Genomic DNA, 18,960 nt, shown 5'->3' with positions numbered 1-18,960 from the left:
TCCCCTTCAGCCCTGTTCCTCGACGGTGCGGTGGATGCGCTCGAAGGCCTCCCGCGAGCTGTGCTCCCGCTCCTTGTAGTTCTTCTTCGCCAGCTTGATCGCCTCGACGTAGGTCGGGAACTCCCGGTGCGCCGCCTGCAGCTGGGTGACCAGGCCCTGCTGGTCGCGCGCGGTCTCGGCCATGTGCTTGCTGACGAACATCCCGGCCGGGCTCTTCGACATCGCCGGCACCCCGGCGATCTTCTCGATCAGGTGCACGTGCGCCTCGAGCGCGTCGAGCACGCCCTGGAGCGCGGCGATCATCTTGTCGCCGGTGCTGTCGTCCACCGCGAACGATCCGCGCTCGGCCAGCGTCTTCAGCTGGCGCGCGGGCAGCGAGAAGCCCACCGGGGCCACGGGGGCCGTCCTCGCTTCCATCGCCATCGGTGCCTCGTCGGTCATCGGGACCTCGTTCTCCTCGTGAACTGTCGCCGCTTGCAAGGGGGGAATGATCAGTAAACCTCGGAAACCGCCTGCTGCACGGCGCGCTTGAGCTCGCGGCTCCCGGCGGGCACGTACTCCGCGGTCAGGTCGCCCGCCTCGCTGACGGCCGACTTGATCAGGTAGCGGCCGTCGGCGGTGTCGAGCCACCCGATCGGGGCGCCGCCGCGCCGCTCGCCGTGGCGGCCCCAGCCGCTCACCGCGATGTGCCCGCCGCCGAGCCGCGGCTGCGCCAGCACGCGTTCGAGCACCTCGACCCCGCCGGGGGCGGTGCGGGAGACCCGCGGGTCCGGGCGGCGCGGCTGCACGCGCCCGCTGACCTCGATCATCCCGAACGCGTCGGTCTCTTCCTCGTCCTCGGCCGCCTCGGCCCGCCGGCGCGCGGTCATCGCGGAGACCTCCTGCGAGGCCGCCTGGCGGATCGTGTGCGCGCCGGTGCTCGCCGGGCGCGCCTGGGGCAGCACGCCGGCGATCACCTCGACGAGCTCCTCGTCGTCGAAGAGGGAGAACAGCAGCTCGTCGGTCTTCGGGTCCTGGGTGATCCCGAGCGCCTGCCTGCCGTCGGTGAGCGCGACCACCGCGATGTCCGCGCCGAGCCCGTCGATCCCGCTGACCGCGACCGACACCCGCGGCTTCGCGAGCAGGTCGAAGGCGGTGCGCACGTAGGGGCTCAGCTCGTCTCCGCTGGAGAGCCTGCGCGCCTCGATCGCGTCGTTGACCACCTTCGCGACCTGGACGTACCGGTCCGGTTCCGCGGGCACGGTACCGATCCGCAGCGGGAACTGGCGGATGTTCCCGCCGGTCGCCTCCCCGATCACCAAAGCTTCGACGACGTCGAGAACGAACTCGAACCTGTCCGCCATCCCGAGGGCATCCTTCCCACAGCCGGGTCGGGCACGGCCGCTCCGGCACCCTTGCGAGTGACGCCGAATTGCGTTGCCGTGCCTGGGATTCGCAATGGGGAAAGACTATCAGTCCGGCAGGGGGCGGTGATCACCACGGGGACGGCTGCCCCAATGTACCGAGGGCCATGTCCGAAGAGACACGACCTGCGGTTTCGCCACGCGCGCCGCTTGACGCGCGACCCGGAAGCGGCGGAAATTCCTTGATGCGAGAAAGCTGACAAAAGGCCGCCGCGGATCGCGGCGGCCCCTTGCGGTGCCCGGTTTTACCGAGTTGTTCGCCTGTTCTTCGCCCTCGTTTCGCCGGGTCGTCGCTCCACAGTGGACACGGGGTCAGGAGACTCCGCGCGCCCGTTCGATGTCCGGCGAGCGGTACATCCGCTCCGGGATCTGCGCGAGCGTCGACTCGTGCACCTGCGGCCCCAGCCCGTACAGCTTCTGGAAGCTCATGATCAGCGGCCGCCACGCGTCCGGGTCGACGTGGTCGTCCGTGCCCGGCGTCCGGATGTCGTCGTGCACGAACACCCGCTGCACGCGCACTTCCAGCCCGACGATGCCGCCGCGCTGCGCCTCGTCGTCCTCGGCGAACGGGTGCACGGATTCCAGCACCGCTTCCATCGCGACCGGGCACTCGGCGACCCGCGGCGGCGCGACGGTCTCGGACGGCACCGGCGTGAGCCCGGCGCGGCCGAACTTGTCCGCGACGTGGAAGTAGCCGCGCTCTTCCTTGCGCGGCGGCACCGGATCGGACCCGGTGGTCAGCGCCAGCCGGTCCACCGCGGCGGCCATCGCCGAGGACGGCAGGTTCAGCACGCATTCGCGCGTGCGCAGGAGGTTGAGCGTGGTCTTCGAGCGGGCGCCGAGGCCGAGCATCGCGCGCCAGCCGAGCCAGAACGCCGACGACATCGGGGCCAGGTTGGCCGAACCGTCCTCATTGGACGTCGAGAGCAGCACCACCGGGGTGCCGAAGTAGAGGATGCCGGGCTCGATCGCTGTGTGCGCGGGAAAAGTCGTGTTCACAGCGCCCAGTCTGGCCACCGCCGCCGGTCCGTCGCTGGCGGAAATCAGCCGTCGCTTTCCCGGCACGGAAAGCCGTGAAGGACTCCTTGGGGGAATCAGATTCCCCCAAGGAGTCCTTCACGGACGGGTCAGGCGATTCCGGCGGCAGCGAGAGCGCGGCCGGTGAGGACTCGCGCGAGGTGCCGGCGGTACTCGGCCGTGGCGTGCGGTTCGTCCGGCGGCGAGGTGTCCTCCGCGGCCAGTTTCGCCGCCTCCGCCGCGGTCGCCCCGTCGGCCAGCGCGCGTTCGGTCGCCGACGCCCGCAGCGGCGTGCCGCCCATGTTGATCAGGCCGACCGAACGCCCGGCGACCGCGACGCCGACGATCGCCCAGTCGATGGCCCGGCGGGTGAACTTCTCGAAGCCCCAGCCGAGTCCGGCCTGGCTCGGCAGCCGGATCTCGGTGAGCAGTTCGTCCGGCTCCAGCGGCGTGGTGAACGGCCCGAGGAAGAACTCCGCGGCCGGGATCCGCCGCTCCCCCCGCGGTCCGCGCGCGACGAGCGTGCCGTCCGCCGCGAGCACCGCCGCGGGCAGGTCGGCCGCCGAGTCGGCGTGCACCAGCGACCCGCCGATCGTCCCGCGATGGCGCACCTGCGGGTCGCCGACCGAACCGGACACGTGCGCGATCAGCGGCGCGTGCTCGGCGAGCACCGGGTCGTGCTCGAGATCGTGGTACCGGGACAGCGCCCCGATCACCACCTCGTCGCCGTCGGTCCGGACGAACTTCAGCTCCCGCAGCGGCGCGATGTCCACCACGACCTCCGGCGCGGCGAACCGGAGTTTCATCAGCGGCAGCAGCGAATGCCCGCCCGCGAGCAGTTTCGCGTCCTCGCCGTGCTCGGCGAGCAGTGCGAGCGCCTCGTCCACAGTGGACGCGCGCCGGTAGGCGAACCCGGCCGGGATCACTGCGCCACCTCCTGTCCGGACGCGTCGATCACGGCGCTCACGATGTTGTGGTAGCCGGTGCAGCGGCAAAGGTTGCCCTCCAGCGCCGCGCGGGCCTCGTCGCGCGTCGGCTTCGGGTTTTCCTTCAGCAGCGACACCGTCGCCATCATCATGCCCGGCGTGCAGAACCCGCACTGCAGGCCGTGCTGCTCGCGGAACGCGCGCTGCACCGGGTGCAGCCCCTCGTCCCCGGCGAGACCCTCCACAGTGGTCACTTCGTGCCCGTCCGCCTGCGCGGCCAGCACCGTGCAGGACTTCACCGATTCGCCGTCGAGCAGCACCGTGCACGCCCCGCAGGACGTGGTGTCGCAGCCGATGTTCGTGCCGGTGAGGCCCGCGGTGTCCCGCAGGTAGTGCACGAGCAGGGTGCGGTCCGGCACCTCCTGCTCGACCGTCTTCCCGTTCACCTCGATCGAGACCCGCACGTCAGTTCGCCTTCCTAGCGTCGTTCAGGGCCGTCCACACCCGCAGCGGGGTGGTCGGCATGTCCAGGTGCGCCACGCCGAGGTGGGCGAGCGCGTCCACCACCGCGTTGTGCACCGCAGGCGTCGACCCGATGGTCGCCGCCTCGCCGATCCCCTTGACCCCCAGCAGGTTCCGGGTCGTCGGCGTCTCCATGTCCACCAGTTCGAAATCGGGCAGCTCGGGCGCGGTGACGAACGAGTAGTCGGCCAGCGTCGCCGTCGTCGGGTTGCCGTCCGCGTCGTAGCTCATCACCTCGAGCAGCGCCTGCGCGATGCCCTGGCCGAGCCCGCCGTGGCGCTGGCCGCGGAAGGTCAGCGGGTTCACGATCGGGCCCGCGTCGTCGAGCGCGACCAGCCGGCGGACCTCGACCTTGCCGGTCTCGGTGTCCACCTCGACGACCGCGAGGTGCGCGCCGAACGGGAACGTCGGCGCGCCGTCGCCGAACCAGACGTCCGCGGTGAACCCGTCGGCCTCGGCGGCGACGCGCGCCCAGTCGAGCGTCGTGCTGGACGGCGCGCCGCGGACCTGCCAGACGCCGCGTTCGGCGTCCAGCTCCAGGTCGTCCGGCGCGGCTTCGAGGAGTTCGGCCGCGACCTGGCGGGCCTGCGCCACGACCTCCTCGGCCGCCTGCCGGATCGCCGAACCGCCGAGCTGCAGCGACCGCGAACCGAACGTGCCGATCGCGCGCGGGACCTCGTCGGTGTCGCCGTGCCGGACAGTGATCTTGTCCAGCGGCACGCCCAGCTGGTCCGACAGCAGCATCCCCAGCGACGTCCCGAGCCCCTGCCCGTGCGGGGAACTGCCGGTCCACGCGGTGACCGAACCGTCCGGGTGCACGTCGACCCGGCCGCTCTCGCCCGACGCGTCGCCGCCGGTGATCTCCACGTATGCCGCGATGCCGAGCCCCAGCGCCACCGGATCCCCGGCGGCCCGGCGCTTCCGCTGTTCTTCGCGCAGCTGCGCATATCCCGCCGCGTCGAGCACCTTGTCGAGCGCCGCGGCGTACTCGCCGGTGTCGTAGGAGCCGCCAGTCGGTGTCTGGTAAGGGAATTCCTCGGGCCGGATGAAGTTGACCCGCCGGACGTCGGCCGGGTCCATGCCGATTTCCGCGGCGAACAGGTCGATCGCGCGCTCGACCGCAGCCGTCGCTTCCGGACGGCCCGCGCCGCGGTAGGCCGCGATCGGCGTGGTCGTGGTGACCACGCCGCGGCTGCGCGTCTGCACGACCGGGAACCGGTAGACGCCCGGGGCCATCATCTCGGTGAGCGTCGGCAGGAACAGCGCCCGCGGGTACGCACCGGTGTCCTGGAGGACGTCGAGCCGGTACGCCAGCACGGTTCCGTCGCGTTTGCCGCCGATGGTGACGGTGTTGCGCTGCGCGCGGCCGTGCGTCATCGAGGTGAGGTTCTCGCTGCGCGATTCGGCCCACCGCACCGCGCGTCCGGCCTGCTTGGCCGCCCAGGCGAGCAGCACCGCTTCCGGATCCGCGCCGATCTTCGCGCCGAACCCGCCGCCGACGTCCGGCGTGATCACGCGCACCAGGTCCTCGCCGATGCCGAGCCCGCCGGCCACCATGCTCCGGCCGATCTGCGCGTTCTGCGTGGACAGCCACAGCGTGACCCGCCCGTCCTCGCCCCACGCGACCGCCGCCCCGCGCGGCTCGACCGGGGCCGGGGCCACGCGCTGGTTGAGGATTTCCTCGGTGACGACGACTTCGCAGCCCTCGAACGCCGAATCGTCGAACTCCTCCGGGCCGTTCGTGTGGACCACGTTGGTGCCGTGGTCCGGGAACACCAGCGTCTCGTCGGCGAGCGCGGTGTCGAAGTCCGCGACCGCGTCCAGCGGGTCGTAGTCCACGTCGACCAGTTCGGCGGCGTCGGCGAGCTGGTACCGCTCCTCGGTGAGCACCAGCGCGACCGCCTCGCCGACGTACCGCACGACGTCCTTCGCCAGGTACGGCTCGGCGACGGGCCCGGCCTTGCCCGGTCCGAGATCGAGATCGGCCGCGGTGTAGACCCCGACCACGCCCGGCGCGGTGCGTGCTTCCTCGACGTCGATGCCGACGATCCGCGCGTGCGCGATCGGGCTGCGCACGAAGACCGCGTGCACGGCGCCGTCCAGCGCTTCTTCCTTGAGGTCGTCGACGTACGTTCCGCCCGCGGTGATCAGCTTCTCGTCTTCGACGCGCACCACCCGGGTGCCGACAATGCTCATCTGTCCTCCTGCTCGGGTACCCCGCCGACTATGCCCGCATGTGCCGCCCCGCGTCAGCCCGAACGGGTCTGCCACGCCGAAACCGCGGTGCGGGAGAGTCTGCGGCGGCGTGGCGGAAGATAGCGCACGAGCCGGATCGGGTCGGCGGCTGAGGCAGTTCGGTGATCAACGGGACTCGGCAGGCGGCTTCCGCGTCACCGCGGGTCCGCTGCTGGGACTCGCTCCTCGAACCAGGTCCGGAGCGACTTCAGCGCGCCCGCGATGTTCTGACCGGCGAGGTGCTCCAAATAGGCTCTGCGCAGCGGGAGCTGGCCGCGCAGTTCACTGTCCTCAGGAGGCAGGAACTGCTCCCCTGCCCAACGGACCTCTGCGAACGTGGTGAAGATGCCGCTCTTGCCAGGCCGCAACGGGAAGCGCATCGCACCAGCCACCTCCGTGAAATCGACCAGCTGGCGGATCGACCGGTTCACCGCATAGCGGGACCCGGCCATATGCCCAGCGCTGTAGCCCGGCATGGTGTCGCACCAATCGGACAGGCCCCGCACTCAAACGAGCGCCTCCACGGCTCCGCCGTGAAGGAAGAGTCCCGCCTCCTCGCGGGTCGGCCCATCCTCGAAACGTTTGCCGTCGAACGCAGCGAGATCTTCCCGCCACCGATCGTGTGCGCGCTGGAGCAGCCGGAGTGCTCTGGCGGCGGGGACGTAGTCAAACTCGGCTGGCTGAGTCATTTCGGCACCCCTCCGTCTTGTCCCCGCAGTCGCGGCCAGACATCCGCCTGTTGCTCAGCCCGAGTAAGCCTGCCAACCCAGCACCACCGCCAAAGAAAGCCCGCCCAGTCCGATCGCGATGCGCAGCGGCGTCGCGGGCAGGTAGCGCACCAGGATCGAGCCCAGCCACGAGCCCGCGACCGAGCCGAGGCACACCGCGATCGCCGCGGGCCAGAAGACCTTTCCGGTGAAGGCGAACACCAGCGCGGCGATCAGGTTCGCGGTGCCGGTCGCGATGTTCTTCGCCGCGTTCGTGCGGGCCAGCGACTGGCTCCATACCGTCGTCAGCAGCGCGAGCATCAGCACCCCGGCCGCGGCCCCGAAGTACCCGCCGTACACCCCGACCAGGAACGCGGCGATCCCGGTGAGCGGGCCGATTCCCCGGTGCTCGCTGTGTTCGGCCATGCGTCGCAGCCGCGGACCGGCCATCAGCACGACCGACGCGCCGCCGATCAGCCACGGCACGACGACGGTGAACGCGTCCGGCGAGCTGACCAGCAGCACCAGCCCGCCGCACGCCCCGCCTGCCGTGGTGATCAGGCACAACGGCAGCAGCCGTCGGCCTTGCCCCTTCAGCTCCGGGCGCGCGCCGACCGCCGCCCCGGCGGTCGTGCCCAGCATCGCGACGGTGTTGGTCATGTTGGCGACGACCGGCGGCAGTCCGGCGGCGAGCAGTGCCGGGTACGACACCAGCGACGCCAGGCCCGCGGTCGCGCCGGTCAGCCCGGCCCCGACCCCGGCCAGCACGAGGAGCAGGAATCCGCCGGGGCCAGTGATCACGTTGTCATCTCAACATGCCGCTCCCGGGCGCCCGCCAGCCGGGCCGAAGCACATCGGCGCAACGTATAGGGCGTTATACGACATTGTCCGAAACCGGACGGGATCGGCCGGGAGGGTTGCCCGGTTGCCCGGCCGCCGCAGAGAATCCGCGCTGACAAGGTTGTCAACGGTTCGGGAGGACGCGGGATGGACGGGTTCACCCGGCGGCAGGCGCTCGGTTTCGCGGGTGCCGGAGCCGTGGTCCTCCTGGCCTCGGGAACAGCGCGAGCGGCGGCCCGGCCCGCTCCGGATCCCGTCGCCGCGACCTACCTGCGGGTCCTGCTCCGGCACACCCGCTGGGCCGAGCAGCAGTTCGACCGCGCCGCCGGGATCTACCCGGCTCGCGACTTCACCTTCGCGGTCGTCCTCGGCAACGCGCTCCTGCTGACCCGCGACGGCTACGACGCGGCCGTCGCCGGAGTCGACCGCGAAACTCTCCGCGCGCACACCCTCGCCACCATCAAGCACTTCGCCGCCTCGAACCGGCTCACCGGCGGGACCGAGTGGGGCCGGAAACTGTTCTTCGACACCACTTTTCAGTCCTACTTCCAGCTCGCCGCCCGTCTCTTGTGGACAGAGCTCGACGCGGCGACGCAACGGAACGTCGAACGCATCGCCACCGAACAGGCCGCCTACACGGCCGGCCTCGGCACCGGCAACGACCCCGCCTCCGGCGACTGGACGCCCAACGGCCTGCGCGGCGGCTACGTCGGCGACACCAAGCTGGAAGAGATGGGCGTCTACGCGCAGTCGCTCGCCCCCGCGCTCGCCTGGGCACCGGACGATCCGCGCGCCCCGGAATGGCGCGCGGCCTTCGGTTCCTGGAGCCGCAACGAAGGCGGCCTGCCCGCGGCGGATCTGGCGAACCCCCGGCTCGTCGACGGAAAGCCGGTCAGCGCCAACACCGCGACCAACCTGTACGACACGTTCCTCGTCGAGAACCACGGCTCGTTCGGCCCGCACTACCAGGAAGAACTCTGGCGCACGTCCGGCCGCAACGCGATGCACTTCCTCACCGCCGGCGTCCCGCTGCCCGAGGTGCTCACCGCGCAGCCGAACGGCGAACTGCTGTGGCGCACCATGCTCCTGATGACCAGCGACGCGGGCGAACCGCTGATGCCGATGGTCGCCGACCGCGAACACCTCTACGGCCGGGACGTCATCCCGCTGGCTTTCCGCGCGCAGGTCCTCGGCGACCGGCACGCCGCCTACGCCGAGGCCCAGCTCGCCGCGCGGCTGGAGCCGTACCAGGCGTACCCGCCGGTCGACCGGATCACGAAGTTCTCCGGCGAACCCAAGTACGAACCGGAGGCCCGCGCCGAACTCGCGATCAGCTACCTGCTGCACGAATGGCGCGCCGGGCACGGCGGCCCGGTCAACGCGGTACGCAAGGACGAATTCGACGCCCACGCCGCTCGCGCCGCCGACTTCGGGACCGGGCCGGGTCTCCTGGCGCAGCGCTCCCCCGCCGCGTGGGCCGCGACCGTCACCAAACCCGGCTTCGTGAAATTCGCCTGGCAGCCGAACCACGACGACTGGCTCTTCGTCCTCGGCGGCGCCAACCCGATGCTGCTGCCCGCCACGAACATCGCCGTGCGCGAACGCCACGCCACGACATACCGCAAGTTCCGCGACGGATTCGACGGCACCGTGGGCGTGCTGCGGTTCGACACCGGGTACGCAGCACTCGCCACGCTCCCCACCGGCGCCGCGGTCTACGCCAGCACCGGCGTCGCGTCGGACGAAGGCGTGCTCAACGTCTACAACCTAGCCATGCCAGGCGTTCCCGGCCTCGACGGCGACCGCACCTACACCGCCGCCGAGGGCTCGGTGACGCTCGCCGCACAGTCCGGACCGACCGGCGCGCGCACCGACGACCTGACCTTCCCGCCAGTGACCGCGCGGCATGTGCGGATGCTCGGCGTGCAGCCGGATCCGCAGTACGGCTACTCGCTCTGGTCATTCGAAGTCCACGACGGCGACGGCCCTGATCTCGCCCTGGCCGGAACCGCGTCCGCGTCGTCGGCCGCGCCGGGCAAGGACGCGAAGTACGCCACCGACGGCAATTCCGCCACGCGCTGGGCAGTGTCCACATCGGACCGACCGCGCGCGGACAGCTGGCTTGCCGTCGATCTCGGTGCGCCACAACGGGTTGACCGGGTCCGGCTGAGCTGGGAGGCCGCCGCCGGGCGGAAGTACCGGATCGAAACATCGCCCGACGGCGTCGCCTGGACCTCCGTCGCGACCTATCCGAAGCCAGCGCTGCACAGCACCGGCGGCTGGCTCGACATCGACGGCCGGGCCGGAATCGTCGTCACCAGCCCGAATCCGCTCACCGTCACGAACGACCACGTCACGCTTTCCGCCGGTCCGCCCGCGCCGCTGCTGGCCGAGCTGTACCCCGGCCGCGCGGACCTGCCGAAGCTCGCCCGCCGCGCTCGCGCCACCGCCTCCGGAGTCCACGTGAGCGCCACGGACGATTTCCTGGTGCTGGCCAACCTTTCCGACCGCACCACGGCCGGAACCGCTTCCCTGCCCCAGGATCGCAGCGCCCTGCTCCTGTACCGAGGCACGCAAAAGGTCACCGCGTCCGGCAGCTCGTTCAGCTACGAACTGGCCCCCGCCGAAGGCCGGATCGAACCGCCCCGATTCACCGTGCGCGGCAGGTCCGGCAGCGCCGTCCCGCCCGGCCTGACCGCGGTAGTGCACGACGCCAGCCGAGTCGACCTGACCGCGCCGCCCGGACTGCTCCCGGCAGTCGTGACCGTGACCCCGACTGGCGGCCGTCCGCGCACCGTCACGCTGCCACCGCGCCGCACCGTGCCGGTCGTCTTCGCCGAGATCCGGCCGTACCCGCTGAACGACCGCGCGCTCGGGGCCGTGACCTTCCCCGCCGAACCGCTGCCGCCCGGGATGACCAGCCCAGACGCCGCCGTCGACGACAACCCGGCGACAGCCTGGCAACCCGGCTCTGGCGGCCGGATGGTGGTGGACCTAGGCGCACCGCTGCAGATCGCGACCGTCGAACTCGCCTGGACCGCAGGACGCGTGCCCGCCACCGTGGTTGAGACCAGCACCGACGGCCTCACCTACGCCGAAGCTGCCCGCCCCGATCGAAAACGCACCGCCTCCGTCGCGCTCGCCCAGCCAGTGCGCTACCTGGCGCTCCGCACCCTGGACTGGCGACGCGGCGACGCCGGCCTCACCCGGATCTCCGCCCTCACACCGCCGAACTAGCCGGCCAGTCCTCGAACGGCAACGCGAGCGTGTGCCCGGTCTGCTCGGCTTTCGCGCGCAGGTACCGGACGTTGTTCTCGTTCGCGAAAACCCCGGTGCGGACCCGTTCTCGCACGTCGATGCCGTGGCGCGCCAGCTGAGCCGCCTTGTCCGGGTTGTTCGACAGCAGATCGAGCTGCTGAACGCCGAACAGGCTGAGCATTTGCGCGGCCGCCGTGTAATCGCGGGCGTCTTCCGGCAGGCCGAGCGCGGAATTCGCCGCGTAGGTGTCCAGACCGGAATCCTGCAGCGCGTACGCGTCGAGCTTGTTGTACAGCCCGATCCCGCGACCCTCCTGGCGCAAGTAGAGCAGGTACCCGCCCGCCTCGGAAATCCGCGCGACCGACTCCGCCAGCTGCGGGCCGCAATCGCAGCGCGCGGATCCGAAGACGTCTCCGGTGAGGCATTCCGAATGCAGCCGCACCAACGGCACCGGACCGGGTTTCCCCAGCACGAAGGCAAGATGCTCGAGCCCGTCGGACAGCCCGGTGAACGTGACCGCCTCGGACTCGACCGCGGGCCCTTCGCCGAACCGCAACGGGATCCGTACTCGCGTGCGCACCTGCGGGACTGTCGTCATCGGGCAACTCCTCTCCCCTCGGTGACTCCGACCCTACTCAGAACCACCGACAGAAACGCGGTCCCGGACTGCGGCCAAGGTCACGTCGGCTCGCGGGCATGGCCGGACGCCGGGAATTGTTCGCCGCCGATCCCGCACGGCTCGTTCCCCGGATCGCTGGCTTCCGCCCGATGAGGTTTCTCAGCGGCGAGGGCAGCGCCGACGGCCGATGATCCGCATCGCTTCGCAGGCATCGCCCCCGCGAACCTGCCCCGCCCGCACCCCGACCGAGCTGTCCGTGAGGGGAACCCTCACGGAATCTGATTCCGTGAGGGTTCCCCTCACGGACCTCTGCGGCTCCCCCGCCCATCCGGGAGCGACATCGCCTGGTACGGGCGCGGGCGGCGGAAACTCCCGGTGTCCGGCGCCCGATCGCCCGTCTGGGCCGCACCGGGATCGCGGCCGCGGCAAGCGTAGTCCGCTCGACCGGGCCGGACGACCGGCTAACTCCCCCACGTGGACGGCATCCACCCTTCCTCCCCCACCGGCGGCAGCTCGGGCGACAGCAGCGCCAGGTCCGGCGGCACCAGCACCGCGGCCGAAACGAGCGCCGCCACCAGATCCTCGTCCGGCGAGCCCGGCCGGAACCGGAACCGCACCGAATCCAGCACCCCCGCCACTGTTTCCGAGGTCCATCCGCCGTCCGGATCCAGCGCGGACAACCGGCTCGCGGCCAGCGGGACCGGCACCGGGCGCGGCCGTTCCTCCCGCCGTAGGAACCCGCGCGCCACCATCGCGAGCACGAGCCGTTCGTCCGGCCGCAGCCGCCCGGCCGGGACCGGCGACGGCGTCCCGTCGGCGATCCGGATCTCCAGCACGTGCTCGCGGTCCCCCGAACCGCGCGCGTACACCGGGAGATAGCCGGGCGGCAGCGGAACCGGCGCGGCCCCGGCGAACACCAGCCGCGACCGCGGCAGCCGCAGCGGCACCTTGCCGGTCGCTCGCACCCACCACCGGCCCGCGTGCCGCTCCAGCACGCCGTGGCGGCGGCTGACCCGGCGGTCGTCCTCGCCGAGCGGCACCGTCACCTCGGCGGTGTTCCGCCCGAACGTGACCGGCCCCCGCGCCGCCGGCGGCACCAGGACTCCCCCCGCGCGTCCCAGCACCACCAGCGTGCCCGGCGGCGACGCGAACCCGAGCGCGAGGCTCGGGTGTCCCGCGGGCAGCGTCCGCATCGCCTCCCCTGCCACGGACACCCCCTGCGGAGCCGCTGCCGGACCCCGGTCGGCCGCGACGGCCCGCCGGGGGCGCGGGGCCGGATCCGCCGCGCACCGCGAGTCAAGCAGGCGGGGCCGGGACCCCTCCCGGATCGTCGCCGGGTTCGAGCAAAGCCAGGTCCGGCGGGACCAGCGACGTCGACAGCAGGAGTTCCTTGATGAGGTTGTCGTTGAGCGCGTTCCCGACCGGTTCGCCGACCTCTTCCCTGGTCAGCCCGGCCACCCCGGCGCGGGCCAGCCGGGCGCGCACGGCGCCGACGAGGTGCTCGACGCGCTTGCCGCTCCAGCGTCCTTCCGGTTTGAGCTCGGACAGCTGCGCCGCGACCTGCCGCCACGCGAGCGGCTGCGGGTACTGGTCCTGCAGCAGATACCGCTGCGCGAGCGAGACGAGGACGAGCCGTTCGTCCGGCGTCAGCCGCCACATCCGCGGCGGTTCGGTGACGTCCTGCGGCCGCGAATCCGGGCGGCGCCCGTCCGCGCCCGCGACGTACACCTCCAGCAGGTGCTCGCGCCCGGCCGAACCGCGCACGAACGCCGCGGTGTAGCCCTCGGCCAGCGGCACCGGTTCCTCCTCGGGGAACAGCAGCCGCGAACCGGGCAGCCGGATCGGCAGCTTCCCGGTGTTGTGGATCCACCAGCAATCCCGGCGGCGCACCAGGAACCCCTGCTGCCGGCTGACCTTCCGGTCGTCCTCGCCGACGCACACGTGCACGTCGTCGCGGTTGCGCCCGAACAGCACCTGCCTGCCGTCGCGCGGCGGCATCCGCACGCCGCCGGTCACCGCGAGCGCGAAGATCGTGCCCGGCGGCGAGGGCGGGACGCCGTGCGCGAGGCTGCCGTGGTCCGGGCCCAGCTCTTCCGGCGGGCCGCCGGGAAACGCGGTCATGTCTTCGGCAGCTTTCCGGCCAGCGAACCGGCCAATGTGGACACTGGCGCGCACAGCCGCTCCGAGGGCGGTTTTCCGTGCACCACGACCCGAAGGCGTTCCACCCTCGGGTCCCCGTGCGCGTCGGTGTAGGAACGGTAGACGAGGACCGCCTGGCAGGTGTCCGTCGCGAACTCGTCGGTCTTGAGATACGCGTCGTGCCCGCCGACCTGCACAAGCTGGCCGGTCGTGCTGTCCGGCGGCTGGTCCCGGTCGAACATGACGGTGACCGAACGGTCGCTCGCCGGGCTCTTCCAGTCGCACCACCAGCCGCCGAAGCCGCGCTCGATCCGGACCGGAGCCTCGACCCCGGCCGTCGCGGAGATCCCGATCGAGTCCAGCAGCGAGCACGCGTCCACGTACGCCAGCGAACCCGCCGGGAACGCCGTCGCGCGCGCCGGAACCCCGGCCGCGGCCATGGCTTTCGTCGCCGAAGCGACCGCGGTGTCGGCGGCCCGGCAGAGGTCGAGGTGGTACCCGTCGTCCTGCTTGGCCGTCACCTTCACCGAATACCGGTCCTGCAGCTGGATCGTCCGCTCGCACTGGTCCGGGGACGACGCGGCGAAAACCGCGAACGGCCCGGACTTCGACTGCGTGCCCTCGATCGCGGAACCGGGCGGGTCTTCCAGCTCGACCAGGACGTCCGCTTGGAGGTCGCCGCGGTGCAGGAGCACGTCGCAGCGGTTGAAATTCCCGTAGTCCGGAACCACTTCCGGATCGCCGAACGGCTTCAGCGGGGCGGGATCGACCAGCCGGCACGGGTCGGCGGCCCGCGGGTCGGGACCGATTCCGAGCTTCGGCTGCGCCGCCGGCGGAGTCGCCTCGGTCTTGGCCGGGCGCGTCACGAAATACGTGGCGACCACGACCGCGACCGCCGCGGCCGCCACTCCGGCGAGCAGCAGCCCGCGCCGGGTGCGCCGCCGTTTCGGCACGTCGACCGGCAGCGCGTCGATTCCCTCCGCGAGCAGCTCCCCCACCGACACCGCGGTCGGGCGTTCGGCAGGGTCGCGCCGCATCAGCAGTTCCAGCGCCGGCGCGAGACCGTCCGCGTGCCGCGCCCGCGGGACCGCGCCCTCGGCGACCCGGCGGATGGTGGCGTACTCGTTGCCGCCGGAGAACGGCGGCGCGCCCTCGACGGCGGCGAAAAGCGTTGCCCCCAACGAAAAAACATCCGAGGCCGCGGTGGGCGGATGCCCTTGCGCGACCTCCGGGGCGAGGTAGTCCGGCGTGCCGCCGATGAGCGGCGAATCGGTGACCGTCTCGTCCGTGCGGACCGAACGGGAGATGCCGAAATCGGTGAGCTTCGCGCGGCCGTCGGCGGCGATCAGGACGTTGCCCGGCTTGACGTCGCGGTGCACGATGCCGTGCGCGTGCACCGCGCCGAGCGCCGCCGCGATCTGCACGCCGATCTCGGCGACCGTGCGCGCGGGCAGTCTCCCTTCCGCGGCGAGGATTTCCGCGAGGCTGCGCGCCGGGACGTACTCCATCACCAGCCACAGCTCGTCCCCGTCAGCGGCGACGTCGAAGAACGTGACCACGTTCGGGTGCAGCACCCCGGCCGCCAGCCGGGCCTCGCGGCGCAGCGTCCGCCCGCTCACCACGTCGGACAGCCGGGCCTGCTTGAGCGCCACCTCCCGGCCGAGCCGGTCGTCGCGCGCCCGCCAGACGACGCCCATGCCGCCGCTGCCGACGCGCTCCAGCAGCCGGTACCGGTCCGCGATGAGCTGGTCCCCGTGCACCGACGCTCCCCTCGGCGTGGTCCGACCCCTGTGAGGTAACTCGCAGTAACGATACTGCATCACGCGCGTTCGCCGGAAGCGGCCCGGGGACCCCTCCCGCCGTCCGGCCCTATCTTCGCCGCGTCCCCCGTCCGAGCGAAGAAGAGGAGACCCATGCGCACCCTCGTCCTGGCCGTCACCGCAGTGCTGGCCGCGGCTTTCGCCCCGTCCGCGCACGCCGGTTCCCGGCTGCACATCACCGCGGGCGGCACGCCGGACCACCCGCGCGTCTATTCCGGCGGCGGGAGATCCGTCCCCGGCATCGACGTCGACGCCGACTGGGTCGTCGTCGACGGATTCACCCTCGAAAGACCGTCCGCTCCCGGCGTGGAAATCCGCGGCAATCACGTGACGCTGAAGAACACCAGAATCACCGCTCCGCAAGGCGGAGACGGCGACGGCATCCGGTTCTTCGGCGACTACCTCGCCATCGAGCACAACACGATCAGCCAGACCTCGAACCGCGACGGCGCGCACGCCGACTGCATGCAGACCTTCTCCAGCGACAGCCCGCCGAGCAATCACGTCCGGATCGAAGGAAACCGCTGCGAGAAAATCGACAATATGTGCTTGATGGCAGAAGGCCCGAACGACGGCGAAGGCGACGGAAAAGGCCACACCACGGATTTCCTGATCAAGGACAATTTCTGCGAAACGCTCGTGGCTTCGCAGACGCTGATGTTCGAGGACGTACAGCAGGCCACCATCACCGGCAACACCTTCGCGGCGGGCCCGGACCACGCGATCGGCTTGGCCGTCCACTCCACCGGAGCCCACGTCGAAGGCAACCGCGTGGACCCGTCGATCCCGTGCGAGGTCGGCATCGACGATTCGTCACGGGAGGGCTACACCGGACCGGAGCCCGCTTGCGCTCCGTGACCTTTGTGGACGGTCCGGCCGACCGCGCACCGTGACCGGAACCGCCGGATTCCGCGCGGAGTTCGGGCACTCGGGTGAATCGGGGGTGACCCGATTCACCAGGGCACGGAGCGGGTACTTCCTCCGGGACGGCACGCGGGCCGCCGAAGGAGACTCCATGCTCAGTCACCACGAACGCGTCGAGCTGGACAAGATCGAGCGCTGGTTCGAAACCAGCGACCCGGAGCTGGCCGCCGCCCTGCGCCGCGGCAAGCCGGCCCGCTCCGCCGCGCTGCTGACCGCGTTCGCGATCCTGCTGGACGTCGCCGCGTGCGGTCTCCTGGTCGCCGGGATCGCCGCGTCGAGCCCGGCGCTGACCGTCTGTGCCCTCTTCGCCGCGGCGGGCGGGGTCGCGGCGCACGTCGCGCGCTGCCGCGGGTGACCACGCCCGAACGGCCTGGAGAAGTCCGTGAGGGCCACCCTCCGGGAATCTGATTCCCCCAGGGTTCCCCTCACGTACTTCCCGCGGGGACACCACGCGACCAACCGGCCCGGTGCCTCCGGATGCGCCGCCGGCCCCGCGCACCGCACACTGGTCCAGTGTCCGATTGGGTGCTGCACGTCGACCTCGACCAGTTCATCGCCGCCGTCGAGGTCGCTCGGCGGCCGGAGCTGCGCGGGCGGCCGGTGATCGTCGGCGGGAACGGCGATCCGACCGAGCGCGCCGTCGTGGCGACCGCGTCGTACGAAGCGCGCGAGTTCGGCGTCGATTCCGGCATGCCGCTGCGGCTGGCCGTCAAACGCTGTCCAGACGCCGTCCTGCTCCCCGTCGACGCCCCGGCGTACCAGGAGGTCTCCGACCGCGTCATGGCCCGGCTGCGGGAGTTCCCGGTGGTGGTCGAGGTGCTCGGCTGGGACGAAGCCTTCCTCGGCGCGACCGCCGACGATCCCGAAGCGCTCGCCGCGGAAATCCGGCGCGGCGTCGAGGAGGAAACCGGTCTCTCGTCGTCGGTGGGAATCGGCGACAACAAACTCCGCGCCAAACTCGCCACCGGGTTCGCGAAACCGGCCGGAATTTACCGGCTCACCCAGGAAAATTGGTGGAACGTCATGGCCGAACGGCCCACCGACGCGTTATGGGGAATCGGCCGGAAAACCGCGAAGAAACTCGCCGAAGCCGGGTATTCCACCGTGCTCGCCCTCGCCGCCGCCGACCCCGACTCGCTCGCCGCGCGGTTCGGGCCGAAGCTGGGTCCGTGGTACCGGCTGCTGGCCGGCGGCATCGGCGACGCCGAGGTGAGCGCGACCCCGTACGTCGCGCGTTCCCGAAGCAGGGAAACGACATTCCAGCAAGACCTCACCGACCCCGACGCCATCGCCAGGGAGACCGCGACCCTGGCCGGACGCGTCGCGCAGGACGTCGCCGACGAGGGACGTCCCGCGGCGCGCGTCGCGGTCAAGGTGCGGTTCGCGCCGTTCCTCACCCACACCCACAGCGTGACGCTGCCCGCACCGTCGTCGGATCCGGCGGTGCTCGCCGCGGCGGCGCAAGACCTGTTGGGCCGCTTCGCTTTCGGCAAACCGGTGCGGCTGCTCGGCGTCCGCGCCGAATTCCCGCGCGCTTGACAGGTCCCGACCGGGCTTGCCAAGGTGGAAACCGACGCGCCCGCCGGGGCGCGGCTCCGGGCCGAGAGGCGCTGCGACGGGGTTTTCCCGCCACGCTCGGCCCGCGGGACTTCGAGAGAAGGGCGCCTCCTGGTTCAGGAGGTGTCGCGTGCCACTGGTTGTCCCAGCCGCCTCAGCGCCGTCGCGCGAGGTGGGCCGTGTGGTCGGCGACCAGGTCGACCGTCTCCGGCAAGACCTGCCGGATCCGCGAGAAAACCTGCTCCCGCACCGAAATCGGCAGCACCAGGTACGCCGAAACCGTGGAGAACAGACCGATCAGCTCGTCCGCGCTCACCGTCATCCGTTCCTGGACGACGACCTGCCGGACGTCGGCGAACAACTCGGACTGCTCGAGTTCCGTGCCCGGCCACTGCAGTGCGTTCTCCGGCGGCGTGCCGTCCGGCGACGGGACCTCAGCGCTCTCCAGGAACGGGGCCTGAGCGTCGTCGACCGCTTTCCGCACAACGGGATCCGCCGGCCCGATCGGCCCGCCGATCGACGCGAACACCCCGCCCGGCGCGAGCAGGGCGGCGATGCGCGGCCACCGCCCGGCCGGGTCCGTCCAGTGCAGCGCCGCGGCCGAGTACACCAGCCCGTACTGCCGGTCCGGTCGCAGGTCCTCCAGTGCGCCGCGACGGGTCTCGACGTCGGCGGGCAGGTGCTTGCGCAGTTCGGCGAGCATCGCCGGATCCGGATCGGTCGCGGTGACCGCGATCCCCCGTCCCGCGAACAACCGGGTCGCTTTCCCTGTCCCCGCCCCGATTTCGAGGGCGTCGGCGACCGGCGCACCCGCGTAGTCCAGCACCTTTTCGGCTAACTCGGCGGGATATCCCGGGCGGTACCGCTCGTACGCCTCCGCCACTGCCCCAAAACTCAACGCGCGCTCTGCCATGCCCGCCATTCTGGCCTGGTCCGCACCGCGCGCGCCTCCCTTTTCCGGGCACCGGCACGGTGCCCGTGCTCCGTCATGCC

Annotated in this window: 17 protein-coding genes and 1 riboswitch; of the genes, 4 read left to right on the top strand and 13 right to left on the bottom strand. The window is 71.7% G+C overall.

The features are described 5' to 3' along the window. Positions 1-6: 6 nt before the first annotated feature. The 8 genes from PUT80_RS29690 to PUT80_RS29655 form a co-directional block, all read right to left on the bottom strand. A complete protein-coding gene (locus PUT80_RS29690; RefSeq protein WP_037811359.1) occupies positions 7-441 on the bottom strand; it encodes a hypothetical protein in 435 nt (144 codons plus the stop codon). Positions 442-491: 50 nt separating this feature from the next. Further along, entirely contained in the window at positions 492-1,343 is an 852-nt protein-coding gene (locus PUT80_RS29685) for an ESX secretion-associated protein EspG (RefSeq protein ID WP_134727333.1), read from the bottom strand. Between the two features lie 372 nt (positions 1,344-1,715). Next, positions 1,716-2,402: a flavin reductase family protein gene (locus PUT80_RS29680; protein ID WP_238605773.1), complete on the bottom strand. Its 687-nt coding sequence runs from the start codon at positions 2,400-2,402 to the stop codon at positions 1,716-1,718. A gap of 128 nt (positions 2,403-2,530) precedes the next feature. After that, positions 2,531-3,346 carry a xanthine dehydrogenase family protein subunit M gene (locus tag PUT80_RS29675; protein WP_037811355.1) on the bottom strand — a complete coding sequence of 272 codons (816 nt, stop codon included), beginning with the start codon at positions 3,344-3,346 and terminating at the stop codon, positions 2,531-2,533. After that, complete coding sequence (locus PUT80_RS29670; RefSeq protein ID WP_037811353.1) at positions 3,343-3,810, bottom strand: (2Fe-2S)-binding protein; 468 nt, start codon at positions 3,808-3,810, stop codon at positions 3,343-3,345. The genes PUT80_RS29675 and PUT80_RS29670 overlap by 4 nt, the downstream gene beginning before the upstream one ends. A gap of 1 nt (position 3,811) precedes the next feature. Beyond that, positions 3,812-6,064 carry a xanthine dehydrogenase family protein molybdopterin-binding subunit gene (locus PUT80_RS29665; RefSeq protein ID WP_037811351.1) on the bottom strand — a complete coding sequence of 751 codons (2,253 nt, stop codon included), beginning with the start codon at positions 6,062-6,064 and terminating at the stop codon, positions 3,812-3,814. Between the two features lie 194 nt (positions 6,065-6,258). Continuing rightward, on the bottom strand, positions 6,259-6,579 hold the full coding sequence (locus PUT80_RS29660) for a hypothetical protein (protein WP_158714461.1): 321 nt from the start codon (positions 6,577-6,579) through the stop codon (positions 6,259-6,261). Between the two features lie 267 nt (positions 6,580-6,846). Beyond that, on the bottom strand, positions 6,847-7,611 hold the full coding sequence (locus tag PUT80_RS29655) for a sulfite exporter TauE/SafE family protein (RefSeq protein WP_037811348.1): 765 nt from the start codon (positions 7,609-7,611) through the stop codon (positions 6,847-6,849). A gap of 186 nt (positions 7,612-7,797) precedes the next feature. Here PUT80_RS29655 and PUT80_RS29650 point away from each other — a divergent pair, with 186 nt between their 5' ends. After that, the gene (locus tag PUT80_RS29650) at positions 7,798-10,887 is read left to right on the top strand and encodes a discoidin domain-containing protein (RefSeq protein WP_275294168.1); all 3,090 of its coding nucleotides are present in this window, start codon (positions 7,798-7,800) and stop codon (positions 10,885-10,887) included. Here the strand turns inward: PUT80_RS29650 and ribA are convergent. The 4 genes from ribA to PUT80_RS29630 form a co-directional block, all read right to left on the bottom strand. Beyond that, positions 10,871-11,506, bottom strand: a complete 636-nt coding sequence (gene ribA / locus PUT80_RS29645; RefSeq protein ID WP_134661786.1) for a GTP cyclohydrolase II — start codon at positions 11,504-11,506, stop codon at positions 10,871-10,873. The genes PUT80_RS29650 and ribA overlap by 17 nt on opposite strands. Positions 11,507-11,988: 482 nt before the next feature. Next, complete coding sequence (locus tag PUT80_RS29640; protein ID WP_134661787.1) at positions 11,989-12,735, bottom strand: FHA domain-containing protein; 747 nt, start codon at positions 12,733-12,735, stop codon at positions 11,989-11,991. 88 nt (positions 12,736-12,823) lie between these two features. After that, positions 12,824-13,648 carry a hypothetical protein gene (locus PUT80_RS29635; RefSeq protein ID WP_051728843.1) on the bottom strand — a complete coding sequence of 275 codons (825 nt, stop codon included), beginning with the start codon at positions 13,646-13,648 and terminating at the stop codon, positions 12,824-12,826. Beyond that, a complete protein-coding gene (locus tag PUT80_RS29630) occupies positions 13,645-15,426 on the bottom strand; it encodes a serine/threonine-protein kinase (protein WP_037811344.1) in 1,782 nt (593 codons plus the stop codon). The genes PUT80_RS29635 and PUT80_RS29630 overlap by 4 nt, the downstream gene beginning before the upstream one ends. 153 nt (positions 15,427-15,579) lie before the next feature. Between PUT80_RS29630 and PUT80_RS29625 the strand changes: the two genes are divergently transcribed. The 3 genes from PUT80_RS29625 (at position 15,580) to PUT80_RS29615 (ending at position 17,949) form a co-directional block, all read left to right on the top strand. After that, positions 15,580-16,344, top strand: a complete 765-nt coding sequence (locus PUT80_RS29625) for a right-handed parallel beta-helix repeat-containing protein (RefSeq protein ID WP_275294167.1) — start codon at positions 15,580-15,582, stop codon at positions 16,342-16,344. Between the two features lie 157 nt (positions 16,345-16,501). After that, positions 16,502-16,765 carry a DUF3040 domain-containing protein gene (locus tag PUT80_RS29620; RefSeq protein ID WP_037811598.1) on the top strand — a complete coding sequence of 88 codons (264 nt, stop codon included), beginning with the start codon at positions 16,502-16,504 and terminating at the stop codon, positions 16,763-16,765. A gap of 122 nt (positions 16,766-16,887) precedes the next feature. Further along, positions 16,888-17,949 (top strand): DNA polymerase IV, encoded by a 1,062-nt coding sequence (locus tag PUT80_RS29615; RefSeq protein ID WP_275294166.1) that lies wholly within the window; start codon positions 16,888-16,890, stop codon positions 17,947-17,949. 57 nt (positions 17,950-18,006) lie between these two features. Continuing rightward, positions 18,007-18,084: riboswitch (S-adenosyl-L-homocysteine riboswitch) on the top strand. 37 nt (positions 18,085-18,121) lie between these two features. Here PUT80_RS29615 and PUT80_RS29610 read toward each other — a convergent pair. Further along, complete coding sequence (locus tag PUT80_RS29610; RefSeq protein WP_275294165.1) at positions 18,122-18,880, bottom strand: class I SAM-dependent methyltransferase; 759 nt, start codon at positions 18,878-18,880, stop codon at positions 18,122-18,124. Positions 18,881-18,960: the final 80 nt, after the last annotated feature.

The organism is Amycolatopsis sp. La24 (assembly GCF_029087445.1).
In the GTDB taxonomy this organism is placed as follows: domain Bacteria; phylum Actinomycetota; class Actinomycetes; order Mycobacteriales; family Pseudonocardiaceae; genus Amycolatopsis; species Amycolatopsis nivea.
The sequence above is the reverse complement of the archived record's forward strand: the minus strand, read 5'-3'. Positions and strand labels throughout refer to the sequence as shown.